This window comes from uncultured Winogradskyella sp., from assembly GCF_947495255.1.
Taxonomy (GTDB): Bacteria; Bacteroidota; Bacteroidia; order Flavobacteriales; family Flavobacteriaceae; genus Winogradskyella.
Window position 1 is genome coordinate 124,730 of the sequence record NZ_CANLYI010000009.1, and the last position, 16,533, is coordinate 141,262.

General features: G+C 31.1%; 15 protein-coding genes. 7 read left to right on the top strand and 8 right to left on the bottom strand.

Annotated elements, in window-relative coordinates:
* Positions 1 to 50 precede the first annotated feature (50 nt).
* Entirely contained in the window at positions 51 to 506 is a 456-nt protein-coding gene (gene bcp / locus Q0807_RS15530; RefSeq protein ID WP_299111414.1) for a thioredoxin-dependent thiol peroxidase, read from the bottom strand.
* A 43-nt stretch (positions 507 to 549) separates the two neighbouring features.
* Here bcp and nth point away from each other — a divergent pair, with 43 nt between their 5' ends.
* Together nth and Q0807_RS15540 are read left to right on the top strand one after the other, a co-directional pair.
* Complete coding sequence (gene nth / locus Q0807_RS15535; RefSeq protein WP_299111415.1) at positions 550 to 1,206, top strand: endonuclease III; 657 nt, start codon at positions 550 to 552, stop codon at positions 1,204 to 1,206.
* 133 nt (positions 1,207 to 1,339) lie between these two features.
* Positions 1,340 to 1,858 carry a hypothetical protein gene (locus Q0807_RS15540; protein ID WP_299111417.1) on the top strand — a complete coding sequence of 173 codons (519 nt, stop codon included), beginning with the start codon at positions 1,340 to 1,342 and terminating at the stop codon, positions 1,856 to 1,858.
* A gap of 47 nt (positions 1,859 to 1,905) precedes the next feature.
* On the opposite strand, the gene Q0807_RS15545 is transcribed toward Q0807_RS15540, so the two are convergent.
* Together Q0807_RS15545 and Q0807_RS15550 are read right to left on the bottom strand one after the other, a co-directional pair.
* Complete coding sequence (locus tag Q0807_RS15545; protein ID WP_299111419.1) at positions 1,906 to 2,049, bottom strand: hypothetical protein; 144 nt, start codon at positions 2,047 to 2,049, stop codon at positions 1,906 to 1,908.
* Between the two features lie 57 nt (positions 2,050 to 2,106).
* Complete coding sequence (locus Q0807_RS15550; protein ID WP_299111421.1) at positions 2,107 to 2,691, bottom strand: sigma-70 family RNA polymerase sigma factor; 585 nt, start codon at positions 2,689 to 2,691, stop codon at positions 2,107 to 2,109.
* A gap of 239 nt (positions 2,692 to 2,930) precedes the next feature.
* On the opposite strand from Q0807_RS15550, the gene uvrA reads away from it, so the two are divergent.
* The gene (gene uvrA / locus Q0807_RS15555) at positions 2,931 to 5,720 is read left to right on the top strand and encodes an excinuclease ABC subunit UvrA (protein ID WP_299111423.1); all 2,790 of its coding nucleotides are present in this window, start codon (positions 2,931 to 2,933) and stop codon (positions 5,718 to 5,720) included.
* Between the two features lie 313 nt (positions 5,721 to 6,033).
* Positions 6,034 to 6,213, top strand: coding sequence for a hypothetical protein (locus Q0807_RS15560; protein WP_299111425.1), 180 nt, complete (start codon positions 6,034 to 6,036; stop codon positions 6,211 to 6,213).
* On the opposite strand, the gene Q0807_RS15565 is transcribed toward Q0807_RS15560, so the two are convergent.
* Positions 6,210 to 7,292, bottom strand: a complete 1,083-nt coding sequence (locus Q0807_RS15565; RefSeq protein WP_299111427.1) for a DUF3667 domain-containing protein — start codon at positions 7,290 to 7,292, stop codon at positions 6,210 to 6,212. The two genes, Q0807_RS15560 and Q0807_RS15565, sit on opposite strands and share 4 nt — an antisense overlap.
* Before the next feature lie 229 nt (positions 7,293 to 7,521).
* Between Q0807_RS15565 and Q0807_RS15570 the strand changes: the two genes are divergently transcribed.
* Together Q0807_RS15570 and Q0807_RS15575 are read left to right on the top strand one after the other, a co-directional pair.
* Entirely contained in the window at positions 7,522 to 8,181 is a 660-nt protein-coding gene (locus tag Q0807_RS15570) for a hypothetical protein (protein WP_299111430.1), read from the top strand.
* Positions 8,182 to 8,429: 248 nt separating this feature from the next.
* Entirely contained in the window at positions 8,430 to 9,683 is a 1,254-nt protein-coding gene (locus Q0807_RS15575; RefSeq protein ID WP_299111432.1) for a hypothetical protein, read from the top strand.
* A gap of 104 nt (positions 9,684 to 9,787) precedes the next feature.
* Here Q0807_RS15575 and Q0807_RS15580 read toward each other — a convergent pair whose 3' ends face one another.
* From Q0807_RS15580 to Q0807_RS15595, 4 genes are all read right to left on the bottom strand, one after another.
* Positions 9,788 to 11,248 carry a polysaccharide biosynthesis C-terminal domain-containing protein gene (locus Q0807_RS15580; protein ID WP_299111434.1) on the bottom strand — a complete coding sequence of 487 codons (1,461 nt, stop codon included), beginning with the start codon at positions 11,246 to 11,248 and terminating at the stop codon, positions 9,788 to 9,790.
* A 46-nt stretch (positions 11,249 to 11,294) separates the two neighbouring features.
* Positions 11,295 to 12,581: a glycosyltransferase family 4 protein gene (locus tag Q0807_RS15585; protein ID WP_299111436.1), complete on the bottom strand. Its 1,287-nt coding sequence runs from the start codon at positions 12,579 to 12,581 to the stop codon at positions 11,295 to 11,297.
* 2 nt (positions 12,582 to 12,583) lie between these two features.
* A complete protein-coding gene (locus Q0807_RS15590; protein WP_299111438.1) occupies positions 12,584 to 15,022 on the bottom strand; it encodes a YfhO family protein in 2,439 nt (812 codons plus the stop codon).
* Between the two features lie 107 nt (positions 15,023 to 15,129).
* The gene (locus tag Q0807_RS15595; RefSeq protein WP_299111440.1) at positions 15,130 to 15,402 is read right to left on the bottom strand and encodes a DUF4834 family protein; all 273 of its coding nucleotides are present in this window, start codon (positions 15,400 to 15,402) and stop codon (positions 15,130 to 15,132) included.
* A gap of 150 nt (positions 15,403 to 15,552) precedes the next feature.
* Between Q0807_RS15595 and Q0807_RS15600 the strand changes: the two genes are divergently transcribed.
* Positions 15,553 to 16,530 (top strand): transporter, encoded by a 978-nt coding sequence (locus Q0807_RS15600; RefSeq protein ID WP_299111442.1) that lies wholly within the window; start codon positions 15,553 to 15,555, stop codon positions 16,528 to 16,530.
* The last annotated feature ends 3 nt before the right edge of the window (positions 16,531 to 16,533 follow it).

Here is a 16,533-nt window from a genome sequence, read left to right on the forward strand (position 1 = left end):
AAAGCGACCAAATCGTCGCTTTTTTATTTAGGTAAAGATAAGTGATTATTTTACTCACCTAATATTTGTTCAGCATGAGCCTTAGTCTTTACTTTAGAAATCACATCTGTTATTACGCCATCTTCATCAATTATAAAAGTCGTTCTATGGATCCCATCATATTCTTTCCCCATAAATTTCTTTGGTCCCCAAACTCCAAAAGCTTCAATTACAGCTTTATCTTCATCAGCTAATAATGGATACTGAAAACCATATTTTGTCTTAAAGTTTGTTTGTCGTTTAGCACTATCAGCACTCACACCAATAATTTCATAACCTAAAGCTTTAAAACGCTCGTAGTTATCATTTAAGTTACAAGCCTCAGCTGTACAACCTGGTGTACTCGCTTTTGGATAAAAGAAAATTACCAATTTCTTTCCTTTATAATCTGATAATGCAACTTTATGCCCTTGTTCGTCTAATGCCGAAAAATCTGGTGCCTTGTCTCCTACTTTTAAGTGTGTCATATTGTGTAAATTTGTATATAATGTCTAATCGTAAAAATACAAAATGACAAAACAAGAAAAAGTTAATTTCGTTATAAATACTTTATATAAATTATATCCTGAAATTCCGATTCCCTTAGATCATAAAGACCCTTATACTTTATTAATTGCCGTTTTAATGTCTGCACAAAGCACAGATGTTCGCGTTAATAAAATAACACCTTTATTGTTTGAGCGTGCTGACAATCCTTACGATATGATAAAGCTCAGTGTTGAGGAAATTAGAGAAATTATAAAACCCGTTGGTTTATCTCCAATGAAAAGCAAAGGTATTCATGGTTTATCACATATTTTAATTGATAAGCATAATGGTGAAGTCCCACAAACATATGAAGATTTAGAAGCACTGCCTGCTGTAGGACATAAAACAGCTGCAGTAGTATTATCGCAAGCTTTCGGAATTCCGGCATTTCCTGTAGACACACATATTCATCGCTTAATGTATCGTTGGAATCTTACCAACGGTAAAAACGTAGTGCAAACAGAAAAAGACGCTAAACGCTTATTTCCTGAGGAACTTTGGAATGATTTACACCTTCAAATAATTTGGTATGGAAGACAATATTCTCCAGCGCGTGGTTGGGATATGGATAAAGACATTATTACCAAAACAATCGGAAGAAAATCAGTTTTAGATGATTATTACAATAAGAAAAAATAAATAGTACCTAGTTGAGCATTGTCGAAATCTTTAAGAACAGGGACTTTATGACCCTTTTATATCGATAAAGTTATAAGTTATTTTAAAGCTTGAATGGTACAATTGTTGTGATAATAGCAGAAACCGCCAACCTATGAAAAAACTATTCATTTTATTATTAGCAACTACAGTAACATCTTGTATTTCCTTAAGAAAAGCACCATCAAATTTTACACATAAAATTGAAGTTGCAAAAAAATTTAAACGTCAATTTCCAAGAGAGTTAGCTTATATCTTTGAGGACCCAAAAGATGCTAATCAATTTTATAATTATATAAACATTAAATATCAACTCAATGATATTGATGTTGGTTCTAATGTACCTGTTGTAATTGATAATAAAACGTATTTTATTACATATCATGAAGCAGAAATACCAGATAAAAAACTAAATCTCTTAGGTATTGCTGTAGATGCAACGCTTATAGTAAACAAAATAGATCCAATTTTTGACCAAGGCTACGTTAAACGTGTTGGACATTGGTTTTTAGCATTAACAGTTTATGATGAAGACAATAATAATTGTCTAAAATCAAAACATCCTGATCGGAAAATAGTATTAGATTATTTGAACCTGCTACAAAATGAATATATAAATAGTCCATCTATATAGTTTCAAAAAAAATCCTGATGTAAAAACATCAGGATTTTTTAAACAACTTAATTTAGAAGTGCTTCAAACTTCAATTTATTATAATTTATAACACTTAAAGCCTTAGAGTAATTCAAAAGATAACTTATCGTTTCATCTTTTGGATTTAGGTTAATATTTTTTGGGGAAGCATTAGAGTAAATTTTTGCCATTTTTATAATTTATCAGTTTATATATAGCAAAAACGCATCTCAGCATACTTTATTGTATCAATTTGTTAAAATAATATTATTTTGCTCAATTACTTTACGCATATTAATAAGCGCATAACGCATTCTACCTAGTGCTGTATTGATACTTACTCCTGTTCTTTCCGAAATCTCCTTGAAACTCATATCTTGATACATACGCATCAACAATACTTGTTTTTGATCTTCTGGTAATTCTTCAATAATACGTCGTACATCAGATTCTACCTGATTCTTTATAATCGTTTTCTCTGCATTTAAGCTAGAATCACTTAAGACTGAAAAAATACTAAACTCACCTGTATTATCAAATTTTGGCATACGTTTGTTCTTTCTAAAATGGTCAATTACCAAATTATGAGCAATACGCATAACCCAAGGTAAAAATTTACCTTCTTCATTATACTTGCCTCGTTTTAAGGTTCTAATAACTTTGATAAAAGTATCCTGAAATACATCTTCAGTGACATCTCTATCATAGACTTTAGAATAAATAAAACTGTAAATTTTCTGCTTATGCCTCTCTATTAATATTGAAAGTGCATTCTCGTTACCGTTAATGTAGTTGCTAACCAACTCTGCGTCTTGGATAAGTTCTTTTTTCATAATAATTACTTTAAAGCTCAATAGTGACCTATTAAGTTTGGGGTTAAAAGCTGTTTTTTTTTAAAGTAATATTATGCTATACGCAGATGTTTTTAAATGGATATGCTTCAAATATAACAACAATCATTCCGAAAAAACAAACAATAACCTTAAAATTTAACATTTTGTCGGATAAAGTGTTCCTTTAATAGATGAAATAGTTATAGTATCTTTGCAAACTTAGATACCGAAGAGAACCTATGAATACTACTGTTTTAGACGTTAGCCCAAAGGAAAACATCATTATAAAAGGAGCAAAATTGCACAACCTAAAAAATATTGATGTTGTTATCCCTAGAAATAAACTTGTGGTTATCACAGGTTTATCAGGCTCAGGAAAGTCTAGTTTAGCTTTTGATACGCTCTATGCAGAAGGTCAAAGACGTTATGTAGAAAGTTTAAGTAGTTATGCGCGCCAATTTTTAGGACGACTAAATAAACCTAAAGTAGATTACATTAAAGGTATTGCTCCTGCTATTGCTATTGAGCAAAAGGTAAACTCTACAAATCCGCGTTCTACAGTTGGTACAACAACAGAAATTTACGATTATTTAAAATTATTATTTGCAAGAATTGGTAGAACCTATTCGCCTATTTCTGGTAAAGAAGTTAAAAAGCATACCGTTTCTGATGTTATTAATTTTATTTCAGAATTTGAAGAAGGCTCTAAATTGTTACTCTTGGCTCCTATTATATTGGAAGAAGGACGAACTATTGAAAATAAACTACAAACACTTCAACAACAAGGTTACGCACGTATTAAAGTAAAAGATGATGTTGTTAGAATTGATGAAGCTCTAAAATCGAAAATTAAATCTGATAAAGATTTATTTCTAGTTGTAGATAGAATTGTTTTTAAAAATGATGAAGATTTCCTTAATCGTTTAGCAGATGCTGTTGGCACGGCTTTTTATGAAGGTGTTGGCACTTGTATTATAGAATCACTATCAGATAAAAAACAAACACTATTTAATAATAAGTTTGAATTAGACGGCATGTCTTTTCTAGAACCTAATGCACATTTATTCAGTTTTAATAATCCTTATGGAGCATGCCCAAAATGTGAAGGTTATGGCGATGTTATTGGTATTGATGATGATTTAGTAATTCCGAATACAGCATTATCCGTTTACGAAAATGCAATTTTTCCTTGGAGAGGTGACACCATGAGTTGGTATAAAGACCAATTGGTTAACAACTCTCATCATTTCGATTTCCCTATTCATAAACCCTACTTTCAATTAAGTGATGAAAACAAAGCGCTCATTTGGAAAGGCAATAAATACTTCGAAGGTTTAGATGCGTTCTTTGCTGAGCTAGAATCTAAAGCCTATAAAATTCAGAATCGTGTAATGTTATCACGTTATCGTGGTAAAACAAAATGTAGCGTTTGTAAAGGTAAACGCTTACGTGAAGAAGCTGGTTATGTAAAAATTAATGAAGCTACCATTACAGATTTAGTAGATTTACCAATAGATGAATTAACTGTTTTCTTTAATAATTTAACGTTAAACGAAAGTGATTCTAAAATCGCAAAACGTCTGTTAACTGAAATTAATACGCGTCTTGCATTTTTATCTAATGTAGGTTTAAGTTATTTAACCTTAAACCGAAAATCTAATACCTTATCTGGTGGAGAAAGCCAACGTATTAACTTAGCAACATCTTTAGGCAGTAGCCTTGTTGGTTCTATGTATATTTTAGATGAACCTAGTATTGGCTTGCATCCTAAAGACACAGAACGTCTAATTGAAGTTTTAAAAAATTTACGAGACTTAGGCAACACGGTTATTGTTGTTGAGCACGATGAAGATATAATGAAAGCAGCCGATTCTATTATAGATATTGGTCCAGAGGCTGGTACTTTTGGCGGTGAAGTTATGGCTGTTGGCAATTTTAAAGACATTCTTGCTACAGATACCTTAACGGCTAAATATCTAAATGGTCAATTAGAAATTGAAGTGCCTAAAAAACGAAGAACTTCAAAGTATAGCGTTGAGATTGTTGGTGCTAGAGAAAATAACTTACAAAATATAGATGTTACCTTTCCGCTTGAAATGTTAACGGTTATTACTGGTGTTTCCGGAAGTGGAAAAAGTACCTTGGTAAAGAAGATTCTTTTTCCTGCTATACAAAAGAAACTTACTGGATTTAGTGATAAAATTGGCCAGGTTTCAGAAATAAAAGGAGATCATAGTAATATTAAGCATGTAGAATTTGTTGACCAAAACCCAATTGGTCGTTCGTCTCGTTCTAATCCTGTAACTTATATTAAAGCTTATGATGATATACGTGCTTTATTTGCGTCTCAGAAATTAAGTAAAATTAGAAATTACGCAGCCAAGCATTTTAGTTTTAATGTGGATGGTGGACGTTGCGAAACCTGCAAAGGCGAAGGCGAAGTTACTATTGAAATGCAGTTTATGGCAGATGTGCATTTAACTTGTGACACTTGTGGCGGAAAACGATTTAAAAAAGAAGTACTAGAAGTTAAGTTTGAAGGCAAATCTATAGATGACATTTTAAACCTTACTATAGATGATGCCATTGATTTTTTTACAACTCATAAGGAAACTAAAATTCAAGGAAAATTACAACCACTTCAAGATGTTGGATTGGGATATGTTACCTTAGGGCAATCCTCTTCTACCCTTTCTGGTGGTGAAGCACAACGAATTAAACTAGCTACGTTTTTAGGCAAAGGCAGTAAAAGTGATAATGCACTTTTTATTTTCGACGAACCTACAACAGGACTTCACTTTCATGATATTAAAAAGTTATTAAAATCATTTCAGGCATTAATTAGCAAAGGACATTCAATTATAGTCATTGAGCATAATATCGATTTAATTAAATGTGCAGATTATATTATTGATTTAGGTCCAGAAGGTGGAAAACATGGAGGACAATTAGTTGCTTCTGGTACACCCGAAGAAATCGCGAAGGACAAGAAATCAGTTACAGGAAAATATCTTCTAGAAAAATTATAAATGAAGCCAATAGAAGTAAATTCTGAATTAAATGAACTAAAAAAAACGTTAACACTTCTCCTGTAAAAGGTGGAGGTGCTAGTTTTAAAACTAATGTACTAATTGAAGAGTCTAGCTCTAAGCTATATTATAAACCTTCAATTGGTGTTGGTCTTTTTAGCTTATATTCTTAGCTGTAGGTTTAGGCGTTTTCTTTTCAGGAATTAATCCATTATTTAAAAACGGTTTTAATTTTGCCGAAGTAGAATGGTTTTTATTAATCTTTGGTTTAATTTTTTCTATTGCTGGTGGTTCAATGTTTTATATTTTTTATATGCCTCGTGTATTTGATAAGCAATTAGGAGTTTATTATAAAGCCTATAAAACCGACATTCACAAAATTAAAAAAGACACTTCAAAAAAATATATTCCTTTAAAATCTATAATTGTTGATGCCGAAATTTTAAGCGCATTTTTAAATGTCCCAATTTGGCATGCTGGTTCTATTAATTAATAGAACATAAAAGCGAATAACCCAATTATAAAAACTGCAGTTGGTATTACTATAATCATAAAAGTAAAAGTGGCAACACTAACTTTAAAAAAAGTTAAAAACCAACCTTGTCCATAGAATTTTTTCAATGCTATTAGCAGATAAACAAAAGTAGATAAAGCTATAAGCCAATCGATCCAATCAGGAATATCCCAAAATAAATTTACACCAAAGATGATACTGAACACCGTAAATAAATACGAGAAGTAATAAAAACTGAATACTAAATGATGTGCATAACGTCCTTTTCTAAAATATAACAACTTAATAATAAGTGCAAAAATTGGGAGCAAGAAGAATAATGCTATTGGTATCGTATCATAAAATGTTTTTAAAACATTTCCTCCATCACGCGCTTTATAAAACTTGAGAATCTGAGTATATAATTTTCGCATAAACCAACCATCTTCTTCTTCTAAGCCCATTGATTCGTAAATCTCTTTATCAGAAGCATTTATACTGATTAAAGAGTCCATTTTTGCTTCATTAAAACCAAAAGATATATCATTCTTTTTAGGTAAGTCATCTAATTTAATAATAGAATCAATTTCATTATCACTCATTCCTGTAATAAATTTATTACTCCTAAGTGCGCCTTCAATTTCTTTTCTAGCTATAGAATCCTTAACATATTTTATGGAATCTCTTTTTCTAATTTGAACAGAATCCAAAACAACTGTACCATCTTTATCAAAAATTTCTTGAAAATTATCGTTTAAGCTATCAACTTGATCCCTTACATTGAATGAAAATATAAAAAAGAATACAACCGAGATAAACAAATACATCTGCGCAGGATGCAGATATAATAAGCGTTTTCCTTTAATAAATTCTTTGGCCAAATAACCAGGTTTAAACAATAATGGAATGAAGCTTTTAAAGAATCTTGCATCAAAAGAAAAGTAGTTACTGATGGTATTATAGAATAGAACACCAATAGTTAATTCGTCGTTAGTTTTCTGACCACAATGTGGACAAAACTGAAAACCTTCATCATAAGGTTGTTCACAATTTTTACAATTCGTTTGGTTGGTTTTCATTTTGATTGGTTAATCAGATTTAAAAGTAACAAAAATTATACTATCAATGACTACATGTTAGAATAATGAAAACTAATAATGGTTATATCCTTACCTCACAACACCCTAAGCAACTAACTACAAGGACTTTGCGTTTTTTGGCACGCTAATTGAAAATATCAAACCAAGTAAGAAAGCCAAGAAGTCCTAAACAAGTTAGTGACAAGGCGAATCTAAAAACCTATAAATTATGAAAAGACAAGTACTTTTTATGGCAATGGTGTTAATAGGATTAACATCTGCTAAAGCAACAACAGCAGGAGATGCTGTTTTAAATGGGGAAGGTTTAAACAAATCTCGTAATCATTACGCACAACCAATTTTGTTTGTAGAACGTGGTGTAGAATTTTTAATCTTTGCCGATGGTAGTTTCGATTTTAATACCGATACTTCCATCTCACAACCAAATGATGACAACTATTATTACAGACGTACTAGCACAAAAAAAAGACGCAGTACTAACAGAACTTATGGTGCACCAAGTATAAATAATAATGTTAGAAATCGAGGTGTTTTGGTAACGCACGATAGAGAAGGACGTGTTAGAAGAATTGGAAATGTATTTATCAACTATGATAGACAAGGACGACTAAAGCGTGTTGGTTCTGTATATATGACTTACAGAAATGGACAATTAAGGCAAGTTGGTGGTTTACGTATTTTAACTAATAGACATGGAGATGTTATTGGAACAAGAGGTATTGTAAATAGAAATAATCCTGATAGCGGAAATTATGGAACATCTGATTGGTCTGAAGATCATAATGATGACTCATCTCAGCAAGATGATGATTATTACTATTACAGAAAAGATGGAAAAACACTAAAAAAGAAGAAACTAAAAGCTTAATCTATTAATAGCTATTCTATAGATTAAAACTAAAACCCTGAAATGTTTGAAAAAACACTCAGGGTTTTTAATTGCAATAATATTAACGTAAACTATTTCACAATATTCTAACTTTTCAACATTTCAACCTTTCCTAATTATAGTCCTTCATCTTTTAAACTTTTTCAATGCACTAAAAAACAGCTGATTAAAAACTTGGCACGCTGTTTGTTTTATACTAAACGAGTTTAATTTAAAACCCAATTATTATGAAACGAATACTATATTTATTTGCAGCTTTAGTCGCTATAAGCACAACTGCATTCGCAACCAACGACACAACAACAGAAGCAGAATCAGAAGCTTCAATCGATAACTATGTGAGAGGTTATGGTAAGTCTTTCATCTTTAATGAAGCAGGAATTGAATTTTCAGTTTTCGCTGATGGTCAATTTGATTTTTATTTACCAAATTACGGACCAGATGTAAACGTAGATATTGATACACCTGGTTTCAGTTTAAGTTTTAACTCTGGTTATGATTACAATCCATATTTACAATATGACGAGTTTGGAGCTATTATTCAAATTGAAAACACACCTATATATTATGACTACTACGGTCGTGTAAATCAAATAGGAAATATTTTTATCAACTATAACGGATTTGGTAGAATAAACAGAATTGGAGGTCTAAATATTTATTATAGAAATAATGCTTATTGGAGATATGATGGATTCATCAACTCATACAACAGAGCATATGTTTACAGACCATGGCACAGGTTTTATGCAACACCTCATATTAATTTCTGTATTGTACATGTTAATCCATACAGACAATATTATACTCCTGTAAGACATATATATTACAGACCATATACTAATAATGTAAGACATTATAATATTGTAAGACGCGATAATGGACATGTAACGAGACGTAATAACACAGTTAGAAATACACGTAGATATGCTCAAACACCAAGAAACAAAACAGAAAGAAGTTTAAGAACTCGTGTAACACGCAGTAATAAAGCAATTGCAACTACAAGAGCAACACGTTTAAGTGAAAAAAATGCGACAAGAACAACTAGTAATACAAATGCAACAACAAGAACTAGTACGAGACGTGTTTCTGATAAAGCAACACCAACGCGCACTAATACAAGAGTAAATACACCTACTAGAACAAGTACAACTAGAAAAGCAAATACAGTACGTTCTAATACTAAAGTGAATACTCCAACAAGAACAACACGTAGTAGTAATGCAACATCCACGAGAAATTCGAGAAATAATGTGACCAGAAGTAACAATTCTGTGTCTAACAAGAGAACAGTAACTAGTAAACCAAGAACGGTTTCTACAAGATCAAGTAATAACACTAGATCACAAAGTACTAAACAAAGAAGTATAACAGTTCAGAATAAAAGAAAATCATCGTCTGTAAAAAGCGGATCTAACACAAGTAGAAAGAGCAACCAAAGTTCTACTAGATCTAACTCAAGACGATCAAGAGCATAAAAAGTTTTTTTGGTTGGTTAGGATGTCCCGTATGATGTATGCCTCAGAGCACCTTACGGGACATTTTTGTAATATAGATTCTTGCTATTGCAGGAATTTCTATTTTACTTCAATCTTAAATACTTCTTTATCTGATTTGAAATATCCTCCGAAACATTCAACTTATAAATAACCATAGAATAAATTAAGCCTATTAACATTGATTTCAAAATTATATTCACTACAGGATGAAACGGAAAATCCCAGAAGTAAAATGCAATACTTAATACAATTAATGTGACCACAATTTTGGTTGAACTTAAAGTAAAAGGTAACATATTAAACTTTCTTTTCACAAATATAATTTTGATAGTATTATAGATAAAGACAGCCAAAAACGTAGCAAAGGCAGAACCTTCAATGCCATAAACAGGAATAAAAATAGCGTTAAGAACAATGGCCATAATAGCTAATAAAACACCAAATAATAGGACCATTTTATAATAATCACTATTAAATAAAATCGCATTATTATTACCCAAACTATTATCGTAAAGCTTTGCTAAACTCACTATTAACACAGCAAAAAGCCCACCTGTAAATTCAGAAGGAAGAATTTCGTATAGTTGATTGATATTTAATATAATCAACAAGAATATAAATCCACTTACCACCAAAAGTGTCATAGAACTCCTTTTATATAAATCTTCTAAGGCCACATAATCTTTCTCATTAAGATATTTAGCTGTTAATGGTAACATAATTTGATGCATCGCACGTTGCGGAACAGCAATAACTGTTGCAATAAAAATAGCAACACTATAATAAGCAACTTGCTCAATATCTGGTAACATTAGACCAATCATAAACTTATCGATATCTAAAATTAGCATAGCTACTGAGCCTGCGATAATCATTAATGTTGAATATTTTAAAATTGAAGATTGATTATCTAGTTTCTGAAATTTCAACTTTGGAAATCTCACCGAATAAGCATAAAGCTTCATTATTATAACTCTAACAACATAAACGCCAACAAGAGAAATTATAAAATTATCTACAGTTAACCAATTAAAATAAACGGCGAACAATAATAACATAATACATACTCTGTGAAATACCTCTTTCATTAAATTACCAAACACAGTTTGCATTTGCACTTTAGTCCAAGCGAAAAAGATTTCGAAATAAGCCATAGACACAGCTAAAATAAAAATATGCCAAACGTAATTTTCTACAATTTGATTTTCACTAGAAAGCCAATTAACAATAGCATCATAAGCAAAATAGCCAATAATACCAGTAGGAATTATAAATACTAAAGGCAAAAACAGCATAAGCGTTAAAAAACTATTGATACTGTTTTTAGATTTAAAAGTTGAATAGAATTTTACAATAGCATTATGAACACCAAATGCCATAAAAGGCATCATAATATTAGCAGCGGAAAGCAAAAAGGCAACTAAACCATAATATTGGTCCGATAAAAAATTAGTGTAAAGAAAAAGTGTATTAATAGCACCAATACCAAAACCCAAATAGGTGGTTATTGTGTTTTTAAAAGACTGGTTTAATACGATTCCCATAGTGAGGCAAAATACAACTATTAAATTCTAAAATGAACTTTATAAATTATCTATCCTTTATGATTTTACTTAACTTTTCTGTCAATGCTTTTCTGCTGTAGGGTTGTAAACCAATAGCATTTACTTTTAAAGTTTTATTCTGAAAGGCTTCAAAATAAGTTAATAATTGTGATTTTAATTCTTCTTTTTGGTTATAATTAAAGTAGGTTCCGGTATTGGTTGAAGTGATAATTTTCTCAACATCAGCATCTTTTGGACCAATGGCTAAAATTGGTGTTTCGGAAATAAGATATTCAAAAACTTTACCAGCAATTATGGCTTTAGTGTCTTCAGAATCGATTTCTATCAATAATAGTAATTGTGATTTCATTTGAAACTTTAACGCTTCATCATGACTTACATAACCAACAACATTAACATGATTTTTTAAACCATATTTATAAATAGAGTCTATAACATCATCACTAACTACACCTATTAATAGTAATTTAAATAATTCAGAAAAACTTTTATTCTCTTTAATTAAATCAGAAAGTGTTTCCCATAAAACCACAGGATTTCGTTCAGATAATAAAGAACCAATATGAGATAAGGTGAATTTTTGGTCCTTCCCTTCTACTCTAACCTTGTGCGTATCATAACCATTAGTAATAACAGTAATGGATTGTTTGGTTTTGGTTATAAACTCGTTTTTAGTATGATTACTTGTCACTATAATTTGGTCGGCTGTATTTAAAACTTTATGTTCTAAATCTAAATGTTTTGCTTTTGAAGACTCTGTTAGTTTTAAATCTTTATGATAGCCAATAGTCGTCCAAGGGTCTCTAAAATCTGCAAACCATTTTATACCTAATCTAGCCTTTAATTGCAAGCCTATTAAATGTAAACTGTGAGGTGGACCTGTTGTAATAATGGTTTCTATTTGATGTTCTTTTATATAATTTGAAAGAAATTCAACCGAAGGTTTCACCCAGTTTTTTCGAGCATCTGGAATAAAATAATTCCCTCTTACGTAAAGCATCGCTTTTTCAATCAGAGATTGCTTTTTAGTTTTTGGGATAACACCTGAGCTAATTTTCTTTGAACTTCCTTTAGAAAAAATACTAGCTAAACCATAAGGTTCACTGATGAGTTGTTTTAAAATAGTAATGTTTTCAGGAATCTCATTTACCAAACTTTCATCTAGTATCGGATAATTTGGATTCTTAGGACAATAAACAATAGGGTCAATACCAAATTCTGGTAAATACTTAACAAATTTTAACCAACGTTGCACGCCTGGACCTCCTGCTGGTGGCCAATAATAGGTTATGATAAGTACTTTAGAATTCATATCTAAGCTTTCGCTTTTCTTCCTTTAAATTCAAAAAACAAACCTAACAATATAAAAATCAATAAAATAGCAGAACTAGCTAATGCTACTTTACTTCCTGTTTCAACAACTTGAGGTTCAAACTTAAATTCTATTGTGTGCTTTCCTTTTGGTAATTCTAAAGCTCTTAACACGTAATTCACTCTAAAATGTGGTACTAATTCGCCATCGATATAAGCATCCCAACCTTGCTTGTAGTAGATTTCAGAAAATACAGCTAAACCTTCATTGGTGTTATTAGATTCATATTTTAAATAATTAGGCTTAAATTCTTTTAACTGAATTGAAGCTGTAGAATCAACTTGATATGTTGACTTCAAATTATTTTCAACCTGAACCGTTTTTTCTAAAACAGCAGTCGTCTTAGTATTTAGACTATCTAAAGCTAAAATTTCTTGGTTAGCATCAGCGACAACTTTTAGTTTAGAAACAAACCATGCATTACCATTTGCTTCAGTATTTGTATATGGAAAAATGGTATTTTGCTCTTCTGCAATGATGTATTTAGTGTTTAACATATTGAGGACATTCATGTTGTTTTTATACACATGAAACTCTAATAACTCATTAACACGACCTAATTTCGCCGCACTATAACCCATCAATGAATTATGATAATAAGCAGCTTTTGCTGGCATCCGTTGCCCTTCAGAAGACATATCCATCACTCTAAAATGGCTTTTGTCTTTTAAGATTTCTTTATCCGCTTGATTAGGTTGATAAGGTTTATCTACTTTAACAGCTGATATAAAATTATCATTGTTAACATACTTTTTATCAACAGTAACTAAATCAAATAGAATTAATACTGCAAATACAACAACAACTAAATTTTCAGATAATTTTTTCTTTAAGAATAAGTAAATAGTTCCTGCAGATAACAACACCAAAATCAAGGTTCTAAAGGTATCTGCCGTCATTAAGGATTTTCTGTCTTCAATAACAGAATCCATAAAGGCTTGTCCATAAGCACTAATATATTGGTCATCTCTTAAGCCTTCAAAATCAAATAACGTAGATTTAAATACTAAAAATATTAAAGCTAAACCTGCTGTGATTGCTACAGAATATAACAATGCTTTAAGTTTTTCTTCATCTTTCTGAAAGTCATTAAACAAACGAGATAACGCAAAAATCCCTAATACCGGAATACACAACTCTAGTATAACTTGAATTGAACTCACTGCTCTAAATTTATTATAAAACGGCACATAGTCAATAAAGAAATCCGTTAAAAAACCTAGATTTTTCCCATAAGATAATAAAAGTGATAGAATAGTTCCGCCTACTAACCACCATTTTAATCTTCCTTTTACTAAAAACAAACCTAAAACAAATAGAAATATAATTACTGCACCAACATAAGCAGGTGCTTCCACTATAGGTTGATTTCCCCAATACATTGGTGCATTTCTGGCTGCATCTAAAGCTTCCATTGGTGAAGCTCCAAGATTAATATAGGCTTCGTAAGTTTCAGAATCTTTACCTACATCTTCATAGTTTCCTCCACCCATAAATTTTGGAATATAAAGATTAAAGGATTCTAAAATACCATAACTATACTCTGTAATATAACCTCTATCTAAACCTGTCGTCACCTCTTTTGGTGAACCATCTGTATTTATAGTTAAGTCACTTTGTCCACGAGCACTTTCTTTCACATACTCTTGTGTTGCCATAATACCTGTTGCATTAAGACCAACGGCTAATATCGCAGCAACGGTTAATAAACCAACTGATTTAAAGAAATGAGGTAATACTTTTTTTCTGTAAGCATCTATCAAATAAGCCAACCCTAGAACTAATATTAGTAAAAGAAGATAATAGGTCATTTGCGGATGATTTGCCACTATCTGAAGGCCTAAAGCAATCGAAGTTAGTAGAAACCCAAAAATGTATTTCTTTCTAAACGTGAGGACAATACCTGATAAAACCAAAGGCATATAAGCAATAGCATGCGCTTTAGAATTATGACCAACACCTAATATAATTATAAGATAAGTGGAAAATCCAAAAGCTAATGCACCAAGTGCAGCGAGTTTAAAGTCTACTTTTAAAGCCAATAACAGAATATAAAACCCTATAAAATATAAGAATAGATAATCTGCTGGTCTTGGCAAAAAACGTAATGCTAAGTCGAGTTTTTTAATATAATTATGTGGATATTTTGCTCCTAACTGATACGTTGGCATACCACCAAAAGCACTGTTAGTCCAATACGTTTCTTCACCTGTAGTTTTGGCAAACTCTTTTTGTTGCTGAGCCATACCAATGTAATGCATTATATCACTTTGATTGATTTTTTTGCCTTGAAGAACAGGACTAAAATAAGCTAGAGAAACAACTACAAATCCTATTAGAATTAAGACATGTGGCAATATACGTTTAATGGAAAATGACATGAGAATGCTTTAAGTTGAATGATTCTGAAAAGTAGTTATTTTTTTTGAAACATTGCTAAAGTTTCCTTTTTACTGAATCAAACTCAGCATTAACCAAAGGAATCTAGCTATTCTATTTCTTCGTAATCTATATACTCGCCTACTTTTGAGTTGGAAGATTTATTTTCGTTAGGCATTTTATCAATAACCGTTTCGCCTTCTGTTTGTTTTTGTTGTTGTCTTTGCTGGTTTGGGTTTTGGAATCCGCCAAATTGACCTCCGAATTTCTCTTCAGCTTTCTTGGCTACAAAACGCACTAATAACGGCGCAAAAAGACGTGATAAAACCTTAAAACCGTAGTAAACCAATAAAATAATTAATATAGTTTTCAATAATCCCATGGACTAAGCTTCTTAAATGATAAAATTTATATTATTCAAAAATACAATTATCAACATTTATAATACGTTATAATTCCTTAAAAAAACTATAAAATCTATATATTTGACTCAAATCTACAATAGACTGAATGGTTTTAAATCCTTAAAAAAATGAGAATACTCAAATCAACCCTTATTTTATTACTTACAATTTCCTTTAACGCTGCTTTTGCTCAATATACAGAAGTGATTAATTCTAATCGTCCTGGTGTGTCAAAAAGTGCATTTTCTGTTGGTACAGGAATTGTTCAATTTGAAACTGGAGCATATACTGTGAAAGAAGAACATGCACTAAGCAATTATGAAGTTTCTGGCTTTGGTCTCGATTTTGGACTGCGATATGGTTTACTTTTTGAAGAATTAGAATTGTCGCTTGATGGTGTTTACCAGAATGATACTTTTACTGATTATAATGGATTAATTCCGAATGAAAATAAACGTTCAAATTTTAAGAGTTTAACTATCGGTGCTAAATACTTAGTTTATGACCCTTATAAAAATGCAGAAGAAGCAAAACCTAATATTTACAGTTACCATGCAAACAGAAAATTCAATTGGAAATCATTAATACCTGCAGTTTCTATTTATGCAGGTGCAAATTTTGACACTAAAAATAATCCTTATACAGATTATGGTATTGAAGGTTTTAGTCCAAAAATAATGATTGCAACTCAAAACAACTTTAATGGTGGTTGGGTTTTTGTAATGAACTTAATAAAGGATAGAATTGGGACAGACCAATCCGATTTTTCATATATCTTAACCTTAACACACTCTTTTACGCCTCAATGGGTTGTTTTTGGAGAAACGCAAGGTATACAAAGTGATTTTTATGCAGATAATATATTTAGGTTTGGAGGCGCTTACCTTTGGACACAAAACTTTCAATTAGATGCTAATATCGCTTTCAATACAAAAGATACACCAACAGTTTTTAATATTGCCTTTGGAGCGTCTTACCGCTTAGACTTCCATAAAGACAAGAAGATTGATAACGGTAATTCTGCAAAAGACGGAAATGGTAAAATGCGAAAACCAAAAAAGGACAAAAAGAAGAAAGAGAAAAAAACAGATGATTTTGATTCTTAATTA